This window comes from Dyella sp. EPa41 (assembly GCF_016586165.1).
Classification (GTDB): Bacteria; Pseudomonadota; Gammaproteobacteria; order Xanthomonadales; family Rhodanobacteraceae; genus Dyella.
The window spans coordinates 1-18,740 of sequence record NZ_BCPR01000084.1; the positions used below are offsets into that span (position 1 = coordinate 1).

Annotated in this window: 14 protein-coding genes; 8 read left to right on the forward strand and 6 right to left on the reverse strand. The window is 67.9% G+C overall.

The genetic code is table 11. The features are described 5' to 3' along the window. Positions 1-132 precede the first annotated feature (132 nt). Both JMF82_RS19070 and JMF82_RS19075 read right to left on the reverse strand, forming a co-directional pair. Positions 133-2,007 carry an aspartyl protease family protein gene (locus tag JMF82_RS19070; RefSeq protein WP_201316113.1) on the reverse strand — a complete coding sequence of 625 codons (1,875 nt, stop codon included), beginning with the start codon at positions 2,005-2,007 and terminating at the stop codon, positions 133-135. Positions 2,008-2,080: 73 nt separating this feature from the next. Next, complete coding sequence (locus JMF82_RS19075) at positions 2,081-2,875, reverse strand: AraC family transcriptional regulator (protein WP_201316114.1); 795 nt, start codon at positions 2,873-2,875, stop codon at positions 2,081-2,083. A gap of 180 nt (positions 2,876-3,055) precedes the next feature. Here JMF82_RS19075 and JMF82_RS19080 point away from each other — a divergent pair, with 180 nt between their 5' ends. Beyond that, positions 3,056-3,565, forward strand: coding sequence for a hypothetical protein (locus JMF82_RS19080; RefSeq protein WP_201316115.1), 510 nt, complete (start codon positions 3,056-3,058; stop codon positions 3,563-3,565). A 12-nt stretch (positions 3,566-3,577) separates the two neighbouring features. Here the strand turns inward: JMF82_RS19080 and JMF82_RS19085 are convergent, their stop codons facing one another. After that, positions 3,578-4,438, reverse strand: coding sequence for an alpha/beta hydrolase (locus tag JMF82_RS19085; protein WP_201316116.1), 861 nt, complete (start codon positions 4,436-4,438; stop codon positions 3,578-3,580). Further along, positions 4,435-5,493 carry a ferrochelatase gene (hemH, locus tag JMF82_RS19090; protein WP_201316117.1) on the reverse strand — a complete coding sequence of 353 codons (1,059 nt, stop codon included), beginning with the start codon at positions 5,491-5,493 and terminating at the stop codon, positions 4,435-4,437. Before hemH ends, JMF82_RS19085 begins: the two co-directional genes overlap by 4 nt. A gap of 105 nt (positions 5,494-5,598) precedes the next feature. On the opposite strand from hemH, the gene JMF82_RS19095 reads away from it, so the two are divergent. The 5 genes from JMF82_RS19095 to JMF82_RS19115 all read left to right on the forward strand — a co-directional run bounded on the left by JMF82_RS19095 (position 5,599) and on the right by JMF82_RS19115 (position 8,242). Further along, positions 5,599-6,288 carry a lipid-binding SYLF domain-containing protein gene (locus tag JMF82_RS19095; protein ID WP_201316118.1) on the forward strand — a complete coding sequence of 230 codons (690 nt, stop codon included), beginning with the start codon at positions 5,599-5,601 and terminating at the stop codon, positions 6,286-6,288. 67 nt (positions 6,289-6,355) lie between these two features. Then, positions 6,356-6,598, forward strand: a complete 243-nt coding sequence (gene tatA, locus JMF82_RS19100) for a Sec-independent protein translocase subunit TatA (protein WP_201316119.1) — start codon at positions 6,356-6,358, stop codon at positions 6,596-6,598. Positions 6,599-6,622: 24 nt separating this feature from the next. Beyond that, positions 6,623-7,015 (forward strand): Sec-independent protein translocase protein TatB, encoded by a 393-nt coding sequence (tatB, locus tag JMF82_RS22120; RefSeq protein WP_236585572.1) that lies wholly within the window; start codon positions 6,623-6,625, stop codon positions 7,013-7,015. Further along, a complete protein-coding gene (gene tatC / locus JMF82_RS19110) occupies positions 7,002-7,766 on the forward strand; it encodes a twin-arginine translocase subunit TatC (RefSeq protein ID WP_201316120.1) in 765 nt (254 codons plus the stop codon). Before tatB ends, tatC begins: the two co-directional genes overlap by 14 nt. After that, positions 7,763-8,242, forward strand: coding sequence for a cupin domain-containing protein (locus tag JMF82_RS19115; protein ID WP_236585573.1), 480 nt, complete (start codon positions 7,763-7,765; stop codon positions 8,240-8,242). Before tatC ends, JMF82_RS19115 begins: the two co-directional genes overlap by 4 nt. A 1,350-nt stretch (positions 8,243-9,592) precedes the next feature. On the opposite strand, the gene JMF82_RS19120 is transcribed toward JMF82_RS19115, so the two are convergent. Next, entirely contained in the window at positions 9,593-10,960 is a 1,368-nt protein-coding gene (locus tag JMF82_RS19120; RefSeq protein WP_201316121.1) for a S41 family peptidase, read from the reverse strand. Positions 10,961-11,090: 130 nt separating this feature from the next. Then, the gene (locus JMF82_RS19125) at positions 11,091-12,293 is read right to left on the reverse strand and encodes a peptidoglycan DD-metalloendopeptidase family protein (protein WP_201316122.1); all 1,203 of its coding nucleotides are present in this window, start codon (positions 12,291-12,293) and stop codon (positions 11,091-11,093) included. A 385-nt stretch (positions 12,294-12,678) separates the two neighbouring features. Between JMF82_RS19125 and gltB the strand changes: the two genes are divergently transcribed. Continuing rightward, complete coding sequence (gene gltB, locus JMF82_RS19130) at positions 12,679-17,124, forward strand: glutamate synthase large subunit (RefSeq protein ID WP_201316123.1); 4,446 nt, start codon at positions 12,679-12,681, stop codon at positions 17,122-17,124. Then, positions 17,121-18,560, forward strand: a complete 1,440-nt coding sequence (locus JMF82_RS19135; RefSeq protein ID WP_201316124.1) for an FAD-dependent oxidoreductase — start codon at positions 17,121-17,123, stop codon at positions 18,558-18,560. The genes gltB and JMF82_RS19135 overlap by 4 nt, the downstream gene beginning before the upstream one ends. The last annotated feature ends 180 nt before the right edge of the window (positions 18,561-18,740 follow it).

Genomic DNA, 18,740 nt, shown 5'->3' on the forward strand with positions numbered 1-18,740 from the left:
TTACCCCTACTGGGACTGTGTCTGGCTTTGAACATCCTTGTGGGAGCGCACCCTGTGCGCGACAAGCCAACGGAGCGGTGGATTGATGGCACATGTCGCGCACAGGGTGCGCTCCCACAGGGGACGGTGTCATCACCTCGGCGCCAGATCCCTCGCCTTCATCCGCAACACCCGTCCATCCGCCAGCGTCAACGACAGTGGCGTGCCTTCGGGCAGATGGGCACTCATATCCCGCAGCGTGCCAAAACTGAGTGTCGCCGCTGGCTTGCCGTTGGCCGCCACGATCGCGTCGCCCTGTTTGAGTCCAGCCTGTTGTGCGGGGCTGCCGGGCATGACGTTGATGACGTCGAAGCGGTCGGGGTGATCCTGGTTCTTTTCGGCGCGGAAGCCAGCCATGCCGTAGTGCCATTCCGCCGACTTCGCGCGTGGCATCAGCACCATTTGCTGGCGGCGATAGTCGAAGTGCACGTTGAAGCGGGAGAGGATGTCCTGGCCGATGTTGCCGGCCTCGCTGGGGTTGCCGGTGGCGCCGGCGTCGTTGCGCGTGAGCATGGCCGCGACGTTGTCCAGGCGCTGCTGGCCCAGCGCGAACTGCCTGGCATGCGCGACATGCGCGGTGAACAGGCCGCCGACGCCGCCCGTGGGAATCGGCAGGCCCGCCGCGTAATGCGCTGCGATGCCCTGGCGCTCGGCCCATTGCGGGAACGTGAGCACATAGCCCGCATTGCCGGTGTCGACGCCGAACGTGCCGGCGTGGCCGTCCTGTTGGGCGGTAACCAGCGGCATGTCGTCGGTGAAGCGCAGCGCGACGGCGTCGCCGTTCATGGCGGCGGGCGCCTCGCCCTGGTCATAGGGCGAGAGGCGCAATTCACCACGGTCGTAGTCGAACGTGATCGCAAAACGCTCGAACATCTCCAGGCCGAGAATGCCCGCGATGGGCGCATCGTTGCCGCGCTCGTAGAAGCCGAACGGATAGGGCAGCACGGTGTAGGTGAGGTCGCGTACATGGGCGTCGCCGAGCGCGGTGTCATGCACCTTCGTATACGACGTGCTCATCGTGCCGGAGCCCGAGCCGCCGGAGACGCCGTTGCCCTTCGTCTCAAAACCCAGCAGCTTCGCCGCATCGCTGGTAAGGATCGCGTGGCCGCCGGTATCGAGGATGAAAGGCATCGGCGGCCGCCCGTCGATGCCGACATCCACCAGCACGATGCCGCCTTCCAGGCGCAGGCGCGTGGTGGCCGTTCGCGCGCCGTTCGCCATGCTGACATCGCGCACCTTGCCGTCCGGGCGGCGCAGTTCAGCGGTCGGCGAGGCGCCCAGGACCTGGTAGTGCTCGACCACGTCCACGCTGCTGCCATCGGCATTGCCGGCGAGGTTGGCGCTCGAGGTCTCGATACGAAAGGGCAATGGCAGCCCATCGACGACGCGGTAATCGCTGTAGCGCTGCGTGACGACGAGGAACGAGCTGGGCCACGTGGCGCGATCGACGCGATGCGTGGCGGGGTCGATCCACAGCGTCGCGGTGCGACCCCCCGCAGGCGTGGCCTCGATGCGCTGCCAGGTCCGTCCCTTCTCCTGTGCGTCGGGCAGGGCGCGATAGTCCGCTGGCGAGCGTGCGTCGAGGAAACCGAAGCGGCGCAGCCAGTCTTCGGTTACGCCCACCGTGCGCGCCTCGTCCGAATCCAGCGGATGCACGAGCCCGGTGATGTCCTCGCGCCAGCGGCCATGGCCGTCGGTGCCTTCCGCTGACGAAAACACTTCGTTGCGCGTGCGCGAGGCGAAGTGGCCGGTGCGCAGGTCCACCGTCATCTGCCACGGGCCGCTCAGTTCGTCGGCCGTCTCCTTGCCAACGGCCCGCAGTGCCGCGATGTCGTTCCAGCGTGCACCGCCATAGGCCTGGCGCACGCCGGCCAACAGGGCGTGGGTGTCGGCGGCTGCAACGGCCAGTGCCGGGCAGAGGGCACCGGCCAGCAACAGGCCCAGCAGTGGGTGGTGGGAACGCGACATGGCCATGGCTCCTTGCGTGGATGGCGCCATCGTCCCTGTGGCCGCGTCCGATGGCTAGGACGCAAGTGATGTATCAGGACGCCCGTTGCACTTTATGCCGGTAGTCACGCGGGGTCGCGCCCGTGATGCGCTTGAACACGCGGGCGAAATGGCTCTGGTCGCTGAAGCCGGCCTGCGCGGCCACCTCGGCGATGGAATCGTCGCTTTCGGCCAATGCCTGGCGCGCCAGCCCGATGCGCAGGCCGCGCTGGTATTCACCCACGGTCGAGCCCTGCGCCCGCTGGAAGCTTCGCGCCAGGTGCGAGGGATGCACGCCCGCCAGCAGCGCCAGCTCCTGCAGCGTGGGCGTGGCCAGCGGATCGTCGTGCAGCCGTTGCAGCACGCGTTGCAGCCACGCCGGCCGGCGCTCGCCTTCGGCGCGGCAAGCCAGCGCGACCAGCTCCAGCACGGCCGCTTGCAGCGCCAGGGCGGCGGCATCGTCGGTGGCGCGCAGTTCGCGTTCGATGCGATCGAGCAGCCGGCCCGCATCCGGAAGCCGTAGCTGGCGATGATCGCGCAGCAGGCGGGCCGTGCCTCCGGTTTCATCCGCCAGGAAGATGCTGATGCAGCGCGCGCCGCGTGGGCCGAACCGATTGGCGTGCCGATGGCCCTGCGGATGGGCGAGCAGAAGACCGGGCGCGCAGTCCAGCTCGCCGCCGCTCGATTGCTGCGTGTACGCCCCGGCGGCCACCAGGCACAGATAGGCCTCGTCGTGCTCATGCCATGGCAGGGCGCCGCCGGCCTGGTAAGGCGTGGCGGAGACCTGCAGGCCGCCCAGGCGTCGTACCTGGTCGGGCTGCCCGTAGTTGGCGCGCTTGAGATGCTCCATGGCGGCAGTCTAGGCCGCCGCCGGCGCGGGGCATGTGCCGTCGGTCAGGCCCCCATGCTGCAAAGCGCATTGCGCGCCATGCGCGGCGGGGGCACATTGCGGCCGCAGGGGCGCCGTGGGCGCCCTATCGCTGGTCGATGGCTGTTTCCTTGGGTCGTTCCAACGCATGGGGAGAGTGTCGTGCGCGTTAGCAAAACAGCAGGGAAGTCGCGGGGTTTGATCGGCATGGCGGCGCTCGCCGCGTGCGTGGCGGCAGGCGCTGCGCAGGCCGATGCGGCCGAGAAGGCATCGCCCTATCTGTCGGCCTTCGAATCGGCGGCCGGCGGCAAGAGCTCAAGCCTGAGTGTCGACGGTCGACTGGGCGGGTTCGTCCTCGGCCCCAACAAGCTGGTATTCGTCGACAAGGCCAGCCAGAAGCTCTGGCTCGTCACCACCAAGGATGGCTGCGACCAGCCTTTCATCACCGACGATGGCAGCGTGGTGACACAGGACGCCCAGGGCCAAGGGGAAACCTGTCACTTCAAGAGCATCCAGCCGGTCAATCGCGAAAAGCTTTCGCGCATCCTGGCTTCGCGCGCGAACGGTGCCGACATCTTCAGCACGCTGCCCCTGCTGGGGCCACCCCCGCACGACACCAGCATGAACCACATGAGCAACGTCACGTCCAACAGCAGCAACGGCGTGAAGTAAGCCCGCCGCGGCTCAGGCCGGCGCGCCGCCGTCGAGATGGCGGCGCGCCCAGGCCGCCACGGCCTCGGGATGTTCCAGGTGCAGGTGATGCCCGCCTGGCAGCGTGCTCATGTCGATGCGGCCGACACAGGCCGCGCGCTCCTCCATCTGCCATCGTGGCAGATAGGACGTGGCCGGTTCCGCCAGCAGCAGCGCCGCAGGCGATTCGATGCCACGCAGCAGCGCGCGAACCTGCTCTTCCGGCAGCCGCAATGGCGAGGGCCGGTTGAGTCGCGGATCGCTGCGCCAGCGCCAGCCCTCCGGTGTTTCGCGCAGGCCGCGTTCGACGATGGAGCGCGCCTGCGCGGCGGGTAGTCCGCTGGCGATGGTGCGGGCGCTGATGGCGTGATCGATGGAGGGAAAAGCGCGTAGCGAACGCCCCGTGGCCAACGAGGTCAACGCATCGCGAAACCGGCGCAGCGTGTGATGGCCGTCATCGGCGATCGGACCGATGCCTTCGATCAGCAGCAGGCGCTCCACCCGCTCCGGCGTGGCGGCGGCCACCAAGGCGGCAATCCCCGCGCCGAGCGAATGCCCGAGCAGCCGATAGCCTGGCAGCTGCAGCACGTCCACCGTGGCCAGCACGGCGCGCACGTAATCGATGAAGTGGTAGTGCATGCCCGCGGGCAAATGGTCCGAATGGCCGTGACCCGGCAGCTCCAGCGCGATGACCTGCCAACGATCGGCCAGCAGGGGCGCGAGCAGGGCATAACTGCCTGCGTTGTCCAGCCAGCCATGCAGGGCGAGCAGCGGCGGCGCGTCCTGGTCGCCCCACACCTGCGCGCGCAGGCGCATATGCGGCAAGGCGATGTCGCGTTCGCGCGGCGTGGTCATGCCGGCGTTTCGTTGGAGGACGTCGACCAGCCGGACATGTGCCGCCGTGCCAGCCGGGCCAGGCTGTCGACCTGCCCGGGCGAGTCGTTGAGCGCGGGGATATAGCGCAGCTCGCCGCCGCCCGCCTCCTTGAAGAAGTCGCGGTTCTGCATGGCGATCTCTTCCAGGGTTTCCAGGCAGTCGACGGCGAAGCCCGGGCAGGCCACATCGAGGGTCTTCACGCCCGACGTCGCCAGTTCGCGCACGGTGGCGTCGGTATACGGCTGCAGCCACTGCTCGCGGCCGACACGCGACTGGAAGCTCACCATCAGCTGCGAGTCGTCCAGGCGCAGGCGCTCGCGCAAGGCCCGCGCCGTCGCCTGGCATTGCTCGAGATAGGGGTCGCCCTCGCGCACATAACGCTCAGGAATGCCGTGGAACGACAGCAGCAGACGATCGCCTCGTCCGTGCGTCGCCCACCATTGCTCGATGCTTGCCGCCAGCGCCTCGATATGCGCGGCATCCTCGTGATAATCGTTGACGATGCGCAGCTCGGGCGGCCAGCGCAGCGACTTCATCGCGTCGGCCACGGCATCGATCACCGACCCCGTGGAGGTGGCCGAGTACTGCGGGTACAGCGGCAGCACCAGCAGCTGGCGCACGCCTTCGCGCTGCAGCTGTTCGATCTGCTGCCGCACCGAGGGCTGGCCATAGCGCATCGCCAGCGCCACGCGCACCGGCGTCCCACCGTCGCGGGACAGGTGTTCCTGCAGTCGCGTGGCCAACGCCTCGCTGCCGAAGCGCAGCGGCGAACCCTGCGCCGTCCAGATGCGCTGATACGCGTGGGCCGAGCGCGCGGGCCGCACGCGCAGGATCACGCCATGCAGGATCAGCCACCACAGCCAGCGCGGGTAGTCGATCACGCGCCGGTCGCCGAGGAACTCGGCGAGATACGGGCGCACGGCCTGAGCGGTCGGCGCATCCGGTGTGCCGAGGTTCACCAATAGCACCGCAGCCTGAACGGATGGGTCATGGGAATCACCGGCGGGGCCGGTATAGTCATGGCTGCGTGGCATCGTGGCGTCGGCGGAAGAAACCGCCGCAGAGTCTGCCACAAGCTGCCCAGGCTGCCGTGGACACGGTTGCCGCAGCAGCCTTCGAAACCAGTTCCAGGAGTCATCATGTTCAAGGCATCGTTGCATCGCGTGTTGCTTGCCCTGTCGGTTCTGCTGCTGCCGGCCATGGCGGTGCACGCCGAGGATCCGCCGCTGGTCCGCGCGCAGAATTCCGTACGCGTGCTCAACGAGATCATGCAGGCGCCCGACAAGTCGATCCCGACCGACCTGCTCAAGGAAGCCAAGGCCATCGCCGTGATCCCCGACCTGCTCAAGGTGGGCTTCGTGTTCGGCGGCCGCCGCGGCGAGGGCCTGATCTCGGTCAAGGGCCCGGACGGCACGTGGTCCAACCCCAGCTTCATCACCATGACGGGCGGCAGCGTGGGCTTCCAGGCCGGCGCCTCGTCCACCGACGTGATCCTGGTGTTCCGCACGCAGCGCGGCGTGGATTCCATCGTCAACGGCAAGTTCACCCTGGGAGCGGACGCCGCCGCGGCGGCCGGGCCGGTGGGCCGTACCGCCCAGGCCTCGACCGACAGCGACTTCAAGGCCGAGATCTACTCATACTCGCGCTCGCGCGGCCTGTTCGCCGGCGTGGCCCTCGACGGCTCCGCCCTGCGCATCGATTACGACGCCAACGAATCGATCTACGGCAAGGGCGTGACCCCGCGTCGCATCTTCGAGGGCGGGGTCAGCAACGTGCCCAGTCAGGTGGTCGATTTCAGGGATCGCCTTGAGGAGTACACTCAGCGATGATGTGGAGCGGCGGCGCGATGGCGTGACAGCTTCGTTCCGCCGCTCTAACGTCTCTGAGGCCTGCTAAATGAGCATTACCCATCTACTTATCCTGCTCGTCGTGGTCGTGCTGATCTTCGGCACCAAGAAGCTGCGCAACATCGGCTCCGACCTCGGTGGCGCCGTGCGCGACTTCAAGAAGGGCCTGGACGGCGAGGAAGGCGCCGCCAAGCCGAACAACCCGAGCGATCCCAACGAGCGCCTGCGCGCCGACCCGCCGGCCGGCACGACCCAGAACCAGAGCCAGCACGACACCACCGAGCAGAAGTAAGCCGGTTCGCGAGAGCTTGCTCCAATGATCGAGATCAGCTTCGGCAAGCTGGTACTGCTGGCGCTCATTGCGCTGATCGTACTCGGCCCGGAAAAACTGCCGCACGCCGCGCGTACGGCCGGCGCACTGCTGCGACGCGTGCGCACGGGCTGGGACAGCGTGCGCGCCGAGGTGGAGCGCGAGCTGCAGGTGGAGGAAATCCGCCGCCAGGCCAAGGAGGCAGCGGACCGCGCCCACGCCGCGCAGGCCGAGCTCGACGAGACGCTGCGCAAGATGCGTCCGAACGGCGATGCCCCGGCGGCCACGCCGGCGCCCGCCGCCGAGCCCGCGCCCGCCGCCGAACCCACCCTGACCACCACCGTGGCGGATGCTTCGGGCACCGTGCCGACCAAGGAGTCTTCGCATGGCGGCGCCTGAGCTGGAAAATCCGGATGACGGCGGCCTCGAAGAAGGGCTGTTCTCGCACCTGATCGAACTGCGCTCGCGCTTGATGCGAGCCATCGTCGCCGTGCTGGTGGTGCTGGCGGCGCTGATCCCGTTCGCCAATCGCCTGTATACCGAGCTGGCCGCGCCGCTGGTATCGCGCCTGCCGCAAGGTGCGCACCTGATCGCCACCGAAGTGGCCAGCCCGTTCGTGACACCGCTGAAGCTGGCCTTCTACGCGGCCTTGTTCATCGCGATGCCGGTGGTGGTGTACCAGCTGTGGGCGTTTGTGCGACCGGGTCTTTACCGCAACGAGAAGCGACTGGCGCGACCGCTGCTGGTGGCGGCGCTGTTCCTGTTCTACCTGGGCTGCGCGTTCGCCTATTTCCTCGTGCTGCCTGCCGCGTTCCGCTTCCTCACGGCGGTGACGCCGCAGGGCGTGGAGATGATGACGGACATCACCCATTACCTCGACTTCGTGATGCTGATGTTCTTTGCCTTCGGCCTGTGCTTCGAGGTGCCGGTGGCGGTGGTGATCCTTGCCGCGATCGGCGTGGTGAACCTGGAGCAGCTGCGCAGCGGTCGGCGCTACGCGATCGTCGGCGCGTTCGCCATCGCGGCCTTCATCACGCCGCCGGACATCACCTCGATGATCATGCTGGCCGTGCCGATGTGCCTGCTCTACGAGCTGGGCGTGCTGGCCGTGCGCTGGCTGCTGAAGCCGGCCCCCGCGGAGGCCGCGTGAGCGACGCGGCGGCCCGCGTCGTCGAACTGAAGGACGCGCTGCAACTGCAGCCGCACGTGGAAGGCGGCTACTACCGCCGCTTCCATCCGCCCAAGGGCACGGACGGCGACAACCACGTGCGCCACGCCATGAGCGCCATCCACTACCTGCTGGAGCAGGGCCAGTTCAGCAGCTGGCACCGCGTGGACGCCGAGGAAGCCTGGCACTTCGTCGAAGGCGAACCGCTGGAACTCCTGGTCTACAACCCCGTTTCCAATCGCCTCGAGCGCCATTGCCTGGGCCCGTTGAGCGGTGACCATCGCACCGTGGCCGTAGTGCCGGCCGGCGCCTGGCAGGCCGCGCGGCCGCTGGGCCACTACGCCCTGGTCACCTGCCTGGTGGCGCCGGGTTTCGAATACGAGGGATTCGAGTTGCTGGCGGAGAGTGATCCGCTGGCGGGGCACCTGGCGGGGTTGGCGCCGGAAATCGGATTCTGACGCCCGTTGTTCTTTTTGCAGGAGCGCACCCAGTGCGCGACCGCCTTTCGCGCCGATCTTGATTGCCGGTCTTCCCGGCACAGTCGTTGTGCGCTGATCGTTGGGTCATCTCGCGATTGGGCTCGCCTGCGACCGCAGGGAGTTTCCTGGGACGGCGGGCTTCCGGGCCGCTGCCGCGCGACCCAGGTCACTTTCTCCTCGCGTAGCGATCGTTCCTTTGTAGGAGCGCACCCTGTGCGCGACAGCCTTTCGCGCCGGTCTGCATGTTCATCGTTTGGATGCATGAAGATTTCCGATGCTGTCGTTGCCGGGCTTCTGCGACCGGGCTCGCCTGCCGCGGGCTTCCGAGCCGCTGCCGCGGCCCGGGTCACTTTCTCTTGCTTGCCCAAGAGAAAGTAACCAAAGAGAAGGGCCCCCCGCGTGGCGCTGTCCGGGCCTGCGGCCCAGCCAGTCCGTGAGGGGCGGCCGGGCTTTTCGACCGGGCTCCTGCCCGGACGAAAAGTGCCCGACGTCCTGTCGGGCACCCCTGCGGGGCCTGATCGTCCGCCCCTCATCGCCACACAGGGGGTTGTTGAAGGCTCGTGCCGCGGAGCGGCACATCGCGTCGCGATGCCATGGCTGCGGTTCGTTGTGGGAGCGCACCCAGTGCGCGACCGCGGACTGACAGGGTTGCCTCGATTTGCGATCGTCGCGACGACCCAGGCCAAGGTGCGTTGCAACGTGGCGGTCGCGCACTGGGTGCGCTCCTACGGAGGTAGGAGAGGTTTTGGCGAGCACCCACCCCTCACCCCAGCCCTCTCCCCAAAGGGGAGAGGGGGAAAGTGCGTGGTGCCCCATAGACTGCATCGCGGCTCAGCGAAGTGGCTTTAAGTCCTCTTCGCCACGACGCGTTGCGGTATAGCCACGCCGGTCGAGGTAGTAACGAACCCATCCCGGCTAGCCTCGGTCGGCCGACGCTTCTATCCCGCATATCGCTATGAGCCTTGGCTCTCAAGGCCATTTTCTTTGGGTTACTTTTCTTTGACTCCGGGCGTTCCGCCCTCCGCCCTTCGGGCCGGCTTCGCCGTTCGCACGCAAAGAGCGCGTGCGTGGGCCAGCAAAAGAAAAGTGACTCGGCGGCCGGCAGGACGTCGAAACGCCCGCTGCGTAAGCGGCACGCTGGCGTTAGCGGAGCTACCGAAGGGAATAGCCCGCTCTCATAAAAGCCACAACCATGCCGACCGGCGCGAAAGGCTGTCGCGCACAGGGTGCGCTCCTACAGTGAGGGCGAATGGCGAATGGCGAATGGCGAATGGCGCGAGCAAGAGGCAGTCGCGCCAGGTAAGCGGTCGGCCGGGACGAGGAATTGCCTCAGTGCTTGCTCGGCGCGGCTACGGCCGCCGGCCCCGTGCGATTCAGCGCCAACCCCTTCAACACATTGAGCGCCTGCGACAGCGCATAGTCTTGCGTCGCCAGCTTGGCATTCTCCGCGCTGCCGTCGTTGTCGATGTCGTGGCCCGCCGCGCCGTCTTCATTGGCCAGGTGGTTGGGAAGATCGGCTTCGGAGCTGATCAGGCTCGGCGGGCTGTCGGCCTTGTTCACCGAGAGATCGGCCAGCGCGATGTCGGGCTTGATGCCTTCGGCCTGGATCGAGGTGCCCTTGGGCGTGTAGTAGCGGGCGGTGGTGATCTTCACGGCGTGGTCGGCATCCAGCGGCAGCACGGTCTGCACCACGCCCTTGCCGAAGGTGCGGCGGCCGATGATGAGGGCGCGGCGGTTGTCCTTCAGCGCGCCGGAGACGATCTCGGCGGCGGAAGCCGTGCCGTTGTCGACGAGCACGACCATCGGCGCACCATGCAGCAGGTCGCCCTGGTGCGCTTCGAAGCTGAGGTTGGAGTCCTGCAGGCGGCCGCGCGTGGTGACGATGGTGCCCGAGTCGAGGAAGTCGTCGCTGACGCCGACCGCGGCCGTGAGCAGGCCTCCCGGGTTCGAGCGCAGGTCGAGGATGGCGCCCTTCTGCGCGCCGTTCTTGCGGGTCAGCTCGCCCAGCTTCTTCTCCAGGTCGCCCGGCGTGTCGTCCTGGAACTGGCTGATGCGGATATAGGCGTAGCCTGGCTCGATCTCGCGCGTCTTCACGCTGGTGACGGAAATGCGCTCGCGCACCAGCGGCAAGTCGATCGGCTTGTCGCTCTTCTCATGCAGGATGGTGAGGGTGATCTTGCTGCCCGGGTCGCCGCGCAGTTCCTTGAACATCTCGTCGATGTTCTCGGCGTCCACCGGCTTGCCGTTGATCTTGACGATGGTGTCGCCCGGCTTGATGCCGGCGCGCGCGGCCGGCGTGTCGTCGATGGGGGCGATGATGCGCAGCGTGCCGTCGACCTGCAGCACTTCGATGCCCAGGCCGCCGTACTGGCCGGTGGTGTCCTCGTTGAGTTCGGCCAGGCCGTCCTTGTCGAGGTATTCGCTGTGCGGATCGAGGCCGCTGAGCATGCCGCTGATGGCGGCCTTCATCAGGGTCTTGTTGTCCACCGGCTCCACGTAGGCCTGGCGCACGATCTCGTAGACGCGGCTGAAGTTGCGCACGTCATCCAGGTCCAGGCGATCCGGCGCCGACGTCGCCGGGGCCGGCGAGGTGGCGGTGGGGGTCGCAGGGTGCTTGGCGCCGATGGGCGCGGTCTGGGCCTGTGCCAGTGGCGCCGCCAACAGCAGGGCGGCCAGGCTCAAGGTGGAAAACCGCATGGTGGGGAGGACTCCGGGGAACCGAGGGAAACGCCACCGGCGGGCAGCGCAGAGCTGCTTGGACCGCCGGATCGCGTTGGAATTCAATGTCATGTCGTGGAGATTAGCCTGCGACGCCGCGTAGCCGGCGTCAACGGCGCTGACTCAGCCACGTGCGCGGGTCCACGGGTTTGTTGTTCTGGCGCAGTTCGAAGTAGACGCCGGTATTGACGCCCGTGGGGGCGCTGGCGGTGCCCACGGCCTCGCCGGCCGATACCTGGTCGCCCACCCCGCGCAGCAGGGTCTCGTTGTTGCCGTACATGCTCAGCCAGCCGTTGCCGTGGCTGAGGATGACCAGCATGCCGTAGCCCCGCAGGAAGGCCGCATACACCACTTTGCCGCTGGATACCGCGCGCACCTCGCTGCCGCCCGGCGCCTTGATCAGCACGCCGTTGCCGTAGGTGTTGACGGCGCCGCTGGCCGGCCAGGGCAGGTTGCCACGGATGTTCACCAGGCCCTTGCCCGGGGGCGGCGCCGCGGAGCCGGCATTGGCCTTGGCGGCGGCGCGCTCCGCTTCGCGGGCGGCTTCTTCGATGGCCTTCTGCAGCTTGTCGACCAGCTGGTTAAGCGAGGCCTCGTTCTGCTTTAGGGCGGCCAGCCTGGCGCCCTGGTCCTTGTACTGGGCGTCGGTGTCGGCCACCAGCCTGGCCTGGCTGGCCCGCTGCTGCTCCAGCGTCCTGGCCTGGGTCTCGCGCTCGGCGCGACTGGCCTGCAGGGCCTGCTTTTCAGCGCTGATCTGCGTTTCCAGGTCCTGCAGACGGGCCAGGTCGCCCATCAGCTTCTGCACGCGGGCCACGCGGTCTTCCTGGAAATACTTGGAGTAGGCCAGCGCCTGGGCGATGCGCGCCACGTCGTCGTCTCCCATCAGCAGGCGCAGGTCCGAGCCGCGGCCGAGCGCATAGGTGGCGCGCAGCAGGTCGGCGATCGCCGCGCGCTGGCCCTCGAGGCTCTTCTGCAGTTCGCCGCGCTGGGTTTCGAGCGCGTCCAGGTCCTTCTGCTTGTTGGCCAACTGGGCATCGGTCTCGCGGACCGCCCTGGCCGCGGCGGCCACCGCATTGGCCTGCTTGGCCAGCTCGGCGGTCGCGCTGTCGCGCTTGGCCGCTGTCTCCGCCTGCTCCTTGGCGAGCGCCTCCATCCTGCTGCGGATATCCGACAGCTTCTTCTGCGCCTCGGCCTGCTCGGCGCGCGTCTTGTTGTCCTGCGCCGACCAGGCGGGCAGGGCCAACAGGGAGAGGAGGAGGGCGCCGGCCATGGCGCGGGCAAGGGGGCGGGCACGACGGAGTGGTATGGGCATCGGCCGATTATCACAGAGCGCGATGACGGCGCGCGAGCCGGTGCGGCGGGCGAGACGGGGAAGGCCGGCCTTGCGTTCGCGCCGGCCGGTCGCCGCACTGGTATGCCTGGTGACCGTCGTGACATCGGTTGTCGCGTCGCGTGAAAGAGGTCGTCGCACTCGCGTCGTCAGCCGCGCGAGTGTCGCCGTGCTGCGCGGCACGCGACACGCGTCGATGTCTTGCGGACAACGAATGCTTCCAATTGAAACTTTCATTTAGCCGTAAAGATGTCTTTGACGCGACGCACCAATTGTGTTTTAGTCGAGGCCACACTTGGATACGTGACAGCGGAGCCTTCGGCCCCGTTGGGACGACGTGTCTCCATCCATCGGCCGGGGAGGCAAGATGGCGCAAGCACTGCCAGCGACGCTTTACGACGCTGCGTTCGAGCACGACAGCTGTGGTTTTGGTCTCGTCGCCAATATCGATGGCCACGCCAGTGCATGGGTGGTGGACACCGCGTTCACCGCGCTGGCCAAGCTTTCCCACCGCGGCGGCGTGAATGCCGATGGCGTGAGCGGCGACGGCTGTGGCGTGCTCTTCCATCGTCCGCTGGCATGGTTGAAAACCCTGGCAAGCGAAGCGGGCATTCCGCTCGGCGAACGGTTCGCCGCAGGCGTGGTGTTCCTTGATCCGGCGGGTGGCGATGATTCTGCCGCAGCCTTCGAGGGCTTTCTTGGCGAGGAAGGCTTGCGCGTTGCCGGCTGGCGCGACGTCGATGTGAATCCCGAAGCCTGCGGCCCGCTTGCCGCCGCCGCGCAGCCGCGCGTGCGCCAGGTATTCGTCGAGCCTTCATCGGCGATGGACGAAGGCCAGTTCGAGCGCGCGCTGTTCCGTGCGCGCCGCCGCGCGGAGACGGCGCTGGCGAACGACCCCCATTTCTATGTGGTGACGCTGTCGTCGCAGGTGGTGGGCTACAAGGCCATGGCCGCGCCGGGCCGGCTGCGCGATGTGTTCGCCGATCTCGCGCATCCGTCGCTGAGCGCGGATGCGGTGGTGTTCCATCAACGCTATTCCACCAACACGCTGCCGCAATGGCGATTGGCGCAGCCGTTCCGCCTGCTCGCGCACAACGGCGAGATCAATACCATCCGCGCGAACCGGCGCTGGATGCAGTCGCGTGAATCCATCCTGCATTCGCCGTTGGTGGATCTGTCCGACATCGGCCCGTTGGTGCGCCAGACCGGTTCCGACTCGGAAAGTCTGGACAATGCGCTGGAAGTGCTGATTGCCGGCGGCCTCGACCTGATCACCGCGATGCGCGTGCTGGTGCCGCCGGCCTTCGCCGCGCGCGAAGGCATCGACGAGGATCTCGCCGCGTTCTACGAGTACTACGCGTTGCACAGCGAGCCGTGGGACGGCCCCGCCGGCCTGGTGATGTGCGATGGCCACTACGCGGCCTGCACGCTGGATCGCAACGGCCTGCGTCCCGCGCGCTGGGCGTTGTCGGCCGACAACCATCTCATCGTCGCCTCCGAAGCTGGCCTGTGGGACGTGCCTTCCTCGCAGGTGGTCGCGAAGGGTCGCCTGGCGCCGGGCGAGATGATCGCGGTCGACCTGAAGGCCCATCGCCTGCTGCGCGATGCCGACATCGACGACATCAACCGCCAGCGCGCGCCGTTCCGCGACTGGCTGCGCGCCGGCGTGAGCTACCTCGAATCGGACCTGATCGATCCCTCGCTGGCGGCCGAGCCGCTGCCGCAAGAGGAGTTGCGCCGCTACCAGAAGCTCTACGGCCTGTCGCGCGAGGAGCGCGAAACCGTGCTCAAGTCCATCGTGGAACTGGAGCAGGAAGCGACCGGCTCGATGGGCGATGACACGCCGATCGCCGCGATGTCGCGCCAGGTGCGCCCGCTGTTCGACCGCTTTCGCCAGGCCTTCGCGCAGGTGACCAATCCGCCGATCGACCCGCTGCGCGAGAAGCTGGTGATGTCGCTGGTGACGCAGATCGGCCCCGAAGCCAATGTGTTCGATCTCACGCCGGAAAACGCGAAGCAGATCCTGATCAACTCGCCGGTGCTCTCGCAGCGCAAGCTGCGCCAGTTGCTGGCGCTGCCGCAGTTCGTCGGCACGCCGCGCTTCGACCTGATGTACGCGCCCGAGGAGGGCCTGGAGGCCGCGCTGCGGCGGCTCTGCCGCGAGGTGGAAAAGGCCGTGCGCGAGGGTTGCCAGCTGGTGTTCCTCAGCGATCGCTATCCGCACAAGGACCTGCTGCCCATCCACTCGCAGCTGGCGGTCGGCGCGGTGCATGCGCACCTGATCGACAAGGCGCTGCGCTGCCAGTGCAACATCCTGGTGGAGACGGCGACGCCGCGCGATCCGCACCAGTTCGCCTGCCTGCTCGGTTTCGGCGCCACCGCGATCTATCCGTGGCTGGCCTACCAGAGCCTGTTCGAGCTGGGCCGCGAGGGCCACATCGCCAACGACCGTTTCGAAATCGGCCGCAGCTACCGCCGCGGCATCCGCAAGGGCCTGCTGAAGATCCTGTCGAAGATGGGCATCTCCACCGTGGCCGGTTACCGCGGCGCGCAGCTGTTCGAGATCGTGGGGTTGTCGCCCGAGGTGGTGGAGTTGTGCTTCCCCGGCACGCCCTCGCGCATCGGCGGCGCCGGCTTCGAGGACCTGGAGAACGACCAGCGCCTGCTCGCGGCCGAGGCGTGGAGCGATGCATTGCCGTTGCGCGCCGGCGGCATCTACAAGTTCGTGTACGGTGGCGAATACCACATGTACAACCCGGACGTGATCGCCAGCCTGCAGCGCGCGGTGCGTTCGGGCGATGCCGGCGACTATCGCGCCTACGCCGATTTCGTCGATCGTCGCCCGCCATCCGCCTTGCGCGACCTGCTGTCGCCGCGTCCATTGCGCGAATCGATACCGCTCGACGAGGTGGAGTCGAGCGAAAGCATCCTGCGCCGTTTCGACTCGGCCGGCATGTCGCTGGGCGCCTTGTCGCCGGAAGCCCATGAAGCGCTCGCCATCGCGATGAACCGGCTCGGTGCGCGCAGCAATTCCGGCGAGGGCGGCGAGGATCCGGCGCGCTACGGCACCGAGAAGACCTCCAAGATCAAACAGGTCGCCTCCGGCCGCTTCGGCGTCACGCCGCAGTACCTGGTGAACGCCGAGGTGCTGCAGATCAAGATCGCCCAGGGCGCCAAGCCCGGTGAGGGCGGCCAGCTGCCCGGCCACAAGGTGGACAGCACCATCGCGCGGCTGCGCTATGCCAAGCCGGGCATCGGCCTGATCTCGCCGCCGCCGCACCACGACATCTATTCCATCGAAGACCTTGCCGAACTGATCCACGACCTCAAGGAAGTGAATCCCGGCGCGCTGATCTCGGTGAAGCTGGTGAGCCATGCCGGCGTGGGCACGGTGGCCGCGGGCGTGGTGAAGGCCGGCGCCGACCTCATCACGGTGAGCGGCCACGATGGCGGCACGGGCGCCAGCCCGCTCACGTCCATCAAGTACGCCGGCACGCCGTGGGAGCTGGGGCTCGCCGAAACGCAGCAGACGCTGCGCCGCAACGACCTGCGTGGCCGCGTACGCCTGCAGACCGACGGCGGCCTCAAGACCGGGCTCGACGTCGTGAAGGCCGCGTTGCTCGGCGCGGAAAGCTTCGGCTTCGGCACCGGCCCGATGGTGGCGCTGGGTTGCAAGTACCTGCGTATCTGCCACCTCAACAACTGCGCCACCGGCGTGGCCACGCAGCATCCCGTGCTGCGCAAGGATCACTTCATCGGCCTGCCGGAAATGGTGATGAACTATTTCCACTTCATCGCCGAGGACGTGCGTGCGCATCTGGCGCGGCTGGGCGTGCGCAGCCTCGACGAGATCATCGGTCGTGCGGACCTGCTCGAACAGGTCGATGGCACCACGCCCGTGCAGCACAAGCTGGACCTCCACCCGCTGCTTGGCGATGCCGCGCTGGCGGCCGACGTGGATTTCGCCTGCACGTTGCCGCGCAACCCCATGCGCGACGAGGCGGCGCTGGCCACGCGCATCGATGAGGCCACGCGCGACGCCGTGGCCGATCGCAAGGGCGGCGAGTTTGCCTTCGATATCGTCAACACCGATCGCGCGATCGGCGCGCGCCTGTCGGGCGCGGTCGCGCGCCTGTGGGGCGACCACGGCATGGACCTTCATCCCGTGACGCTGAAGCTGCGCGGTGCGGCAGGCCAGAGCCTGGGGGCGTGGAATGCGGGCGGCGTGCACATCGACCTCGTGGGCGAAGCCAACGACGGCGTCGGCAAGGGCATGGCCGGTGGCCGCATCGTGGTCCGGCCTCCCGAGGATTCGCCGTTTGCCACGCAGGACGCCGCGATCATCGGCAACACCTGCCTCTACGGCGCCACCGATGGCGAGCTGTATGCGGCGGGTCGTGCGGGCGAGCGCTTCGCCGTGCGCAACTCCGGCGCGCTCGCCGTGGTGGAAGGCGCGGGCGACCACTGCTGCGAATACATGACCGGCGGCGTGGTCGCCGTGCTGGGCAAGGTGGGCCTCAACTTCGGCGCGGGCATGACCGGCGGCTTCGCCTACGTGCTCGACATCGAACGTACCTTCGTCGACTGCTACAACCATGAGCTGGTGGACATCCTGCGCATCTCGCCCGAAGGCATGGAGCACTACATGCAGCACCTGCGCAGCCTGGTGGCGCGGCACGTCGAGCTCACCGGAAGTGACTGGGGCCGCCGCATCCTCGCCGACTTCCGCGGCCTGCAGTACAAGTTCTGGCTGGTGAAGCCCAAGGCCGCGAGCCTGGCGGCGCTGGCGGAAGAACTGAGGAGCGCGGCATGAGCGAGAAGGACTTCCAGTTCCTCAACATCCAGCGGCAGACGCCGCGCACGGTGCCGGTGTCCATTCGCGTGCTCGGCTACGGCGAGATCGCCGGCGATTTCGCCAGCTCAGGCGCAGGCACGCAGGCGGAGCGCTGCATCGATTGCGGCAACCCGTATTGCGAGCACGCGTGCCCGGTACACAACTACATCCCCAACTGGCTGAAGCTGGTGCAGGAAGGCCGCCTGATCGAGGCGGCCACGCTGATGCACGAAACCAACCCGTTGCCGGAAATCTGCGGCCGCGTGTGCCCGCAGGATCGCCTGTGCGAAGGCGCGTGCACGCTGGAGCAGACGTCGTTCGGCGCGGTGACCATCGGCAGCATCGAGCGCTGGGTGACCGATGAAGCCTTCCGGCTGGGCTGGCGCCCGGATCTGTCGGCCGTGCAGGAAACCGGCCGGCGCGTCGCCATCATCGGCGCCGGTCCGGCGGGCCTCGCCTGTGCCGATCGCCTGCGCCGCGCCGGCGTCGCGGCCGATGTCTATGATCGCCAGGGCGAGATCGGCGGCCTGCTGACCTTCGGCATTCCCCCCTTCAAGCTGGACAAGGGCGTGGTGCGCACGCGCCGCGAGGTGCTCGAAGGCATGGGCGTCCGCTTCCTGCTCAACAGGGAAGTGGGTCGCGACATCGAATTCGGCCAGCTGCTGGACGAGTACGACGCCGTCTTCGTCGGCACGGGCGCCTACACCTACGTGGACGCGCAGCTGCCGGGCCGCGACCTGCACGGCGTGCATGACGCGTTGCCGTTCCTCATCGCCAATACCGAACGACTGTTGCGTGACGAAGCGCCATCGTCGTCATTCGACTTCCGCGGCAAGCACGTGGTGGTCCTGGGCGGCGGCGATACCGGCATGGACTGCAATCGCACGGCGATCCGCCTTGGTGCGGCGAGCGTCACCTGCGTCTACCGTCGCGACGAAGCCAACATGCCCGGCTCCGCGCGCGAGGTGAACTACAGCCGCGAGGAAGGCGTGAACTTCCTGTTCCAGCGCCAGCCGCTGGAAATCCTCGGCGGCGCGCGCGGCAACGTGCGCGGCGTGCGCGTGGTGGAAACCGCGTTGGTTGCCGACGGTTCGGGGCGCCTGCGCCCGCAGAACGTGGCAGGCTCGGAATACGTGATCGATGCGGACGTGGTGATCCAGGCCTTCGGCTTCCTGCCGAGTCCGCCGGATTGGCTGCGCTCGCATGGCGTGGCGCTGGACAAATCCGGCCGCGTGGTCACCGGCGCGAACGGCTCGCTGCCCCACCAGACCAGCCACGCGCAGATTTTCGCCGGCGGCGACAACGTGCGTGGCGCTGACCTGGTGGTGCGTGCGGTGTACGACGGCCGCGAAGCGGCGAACTCGATCGTGCGCATGCTGCAGCAGGTCGATGCACCGGCGCTGGCGCACGCCTGAGTCGTCGCGTTGGCAGATGGCTGTGGGAGCGCACCCTGTGCGCGACCGCAGAGCGGTGTTGTCGCCGCTTCGTAGGCTTGTCGCGCACAGGGTGCGCTCCCACAGGTGAAGCTATCATCCGTGTCCGTCGCCGCCAGGCGGCCGAACTTCCATGACGTCCGGAGCGAAACCCCATGCGCC

What these genes read in the sequence shown, in the direction of transcription:
- JMF82_RS19070 (WP_201316113.1), bottom strand. Translation starts at nt 2,007, where the DNA reads ATGTCGCGTTCCCACCACCCACTGCTGGGCCTGTTGCTGGCCGGTGCC.
- JMF82_RS19075 (WP_201316114.1), bottom strand. Translation starts at nt 2,875, where the DNA reads ATGGAGCATCTCAAGCGCGCCAACTACGGGCAGCCCGACCAGGTACGA.
- JMF82_RS19085 (WP_201316116.1), bottom strand. Translation starts at nt 4,438, where the DNA reads ATGACCACGCCGCGCGAACGCGACATCGCCTTGCCGCATATGCGCCTG.
- hemH (WP_201316117.1), bottom strand. Translation starts at nt 5,493, where the DNA reads ATGCCACGCAGCCATGACTATACCGGCCCCGCCGGTGATTCCCATGAC.
- JMF82_RS19095 (WP_201316118.1), top strand. Translation starts at nt 5,599, where the DNA reads ATGTTCAAGGCATCGTTGCATCGCGTGTTGCTTGCCCTGTCGGTTCTG.
- tatA (WP_201316119.1), top strand. Translation starts at nt 6,356, where the DNA reads ATGAGCATTACCCATCTACTTATCCTGCTCGTCGTGGTCGTGCTGATC.
- tatB (WP_236585572.1), top strand. Translation starts at nt 6,623, where the DNA reads ATGATCGAGATCAGCTTCGGCAAGCTGGTACTGCTGGCGCTCATTGCG.
- tatC (WP_201316120.1), top strand. Translation starts at nt 7,002, where the DNA reads ATGGCGGCGCCTGAGCTGGAAAATCCGGATGACGGCGGCCTCGAAGAA.
- JMF82_RS19120 (WP_201316121.1), bottom strand. Translation starts at nt 10,960, where the DNA reads ATGCGGTTTTCCACCTTGAGCCTGGCCGCCCTGCTGTTGGCGGCGCCA.
- JMF82_RS19125 (WP_201316122.1), bottom strand. Translation starts at nt 12,293, where the DNA reads ATGCCCATACCACTCCGTCGTGCCCGCCCCCTTGCCCGCGCCATGGCC.
- gltB (WP_201316123.1), top strand. Translation starts at nt 12,679, where the DNA reads ATGGCGCAAGCACTGCCAGCGACGCTTTACGACGCTGCGTTCGAGCAC.
- JMF82_RS19135 (WP_201316124.1), top strand. Translation starts at nt 17,121, where the DNA reads ATGAGCGAGAAGGACTTCCAGTTCCTCAACATCCAGCGGCAGACGCCG.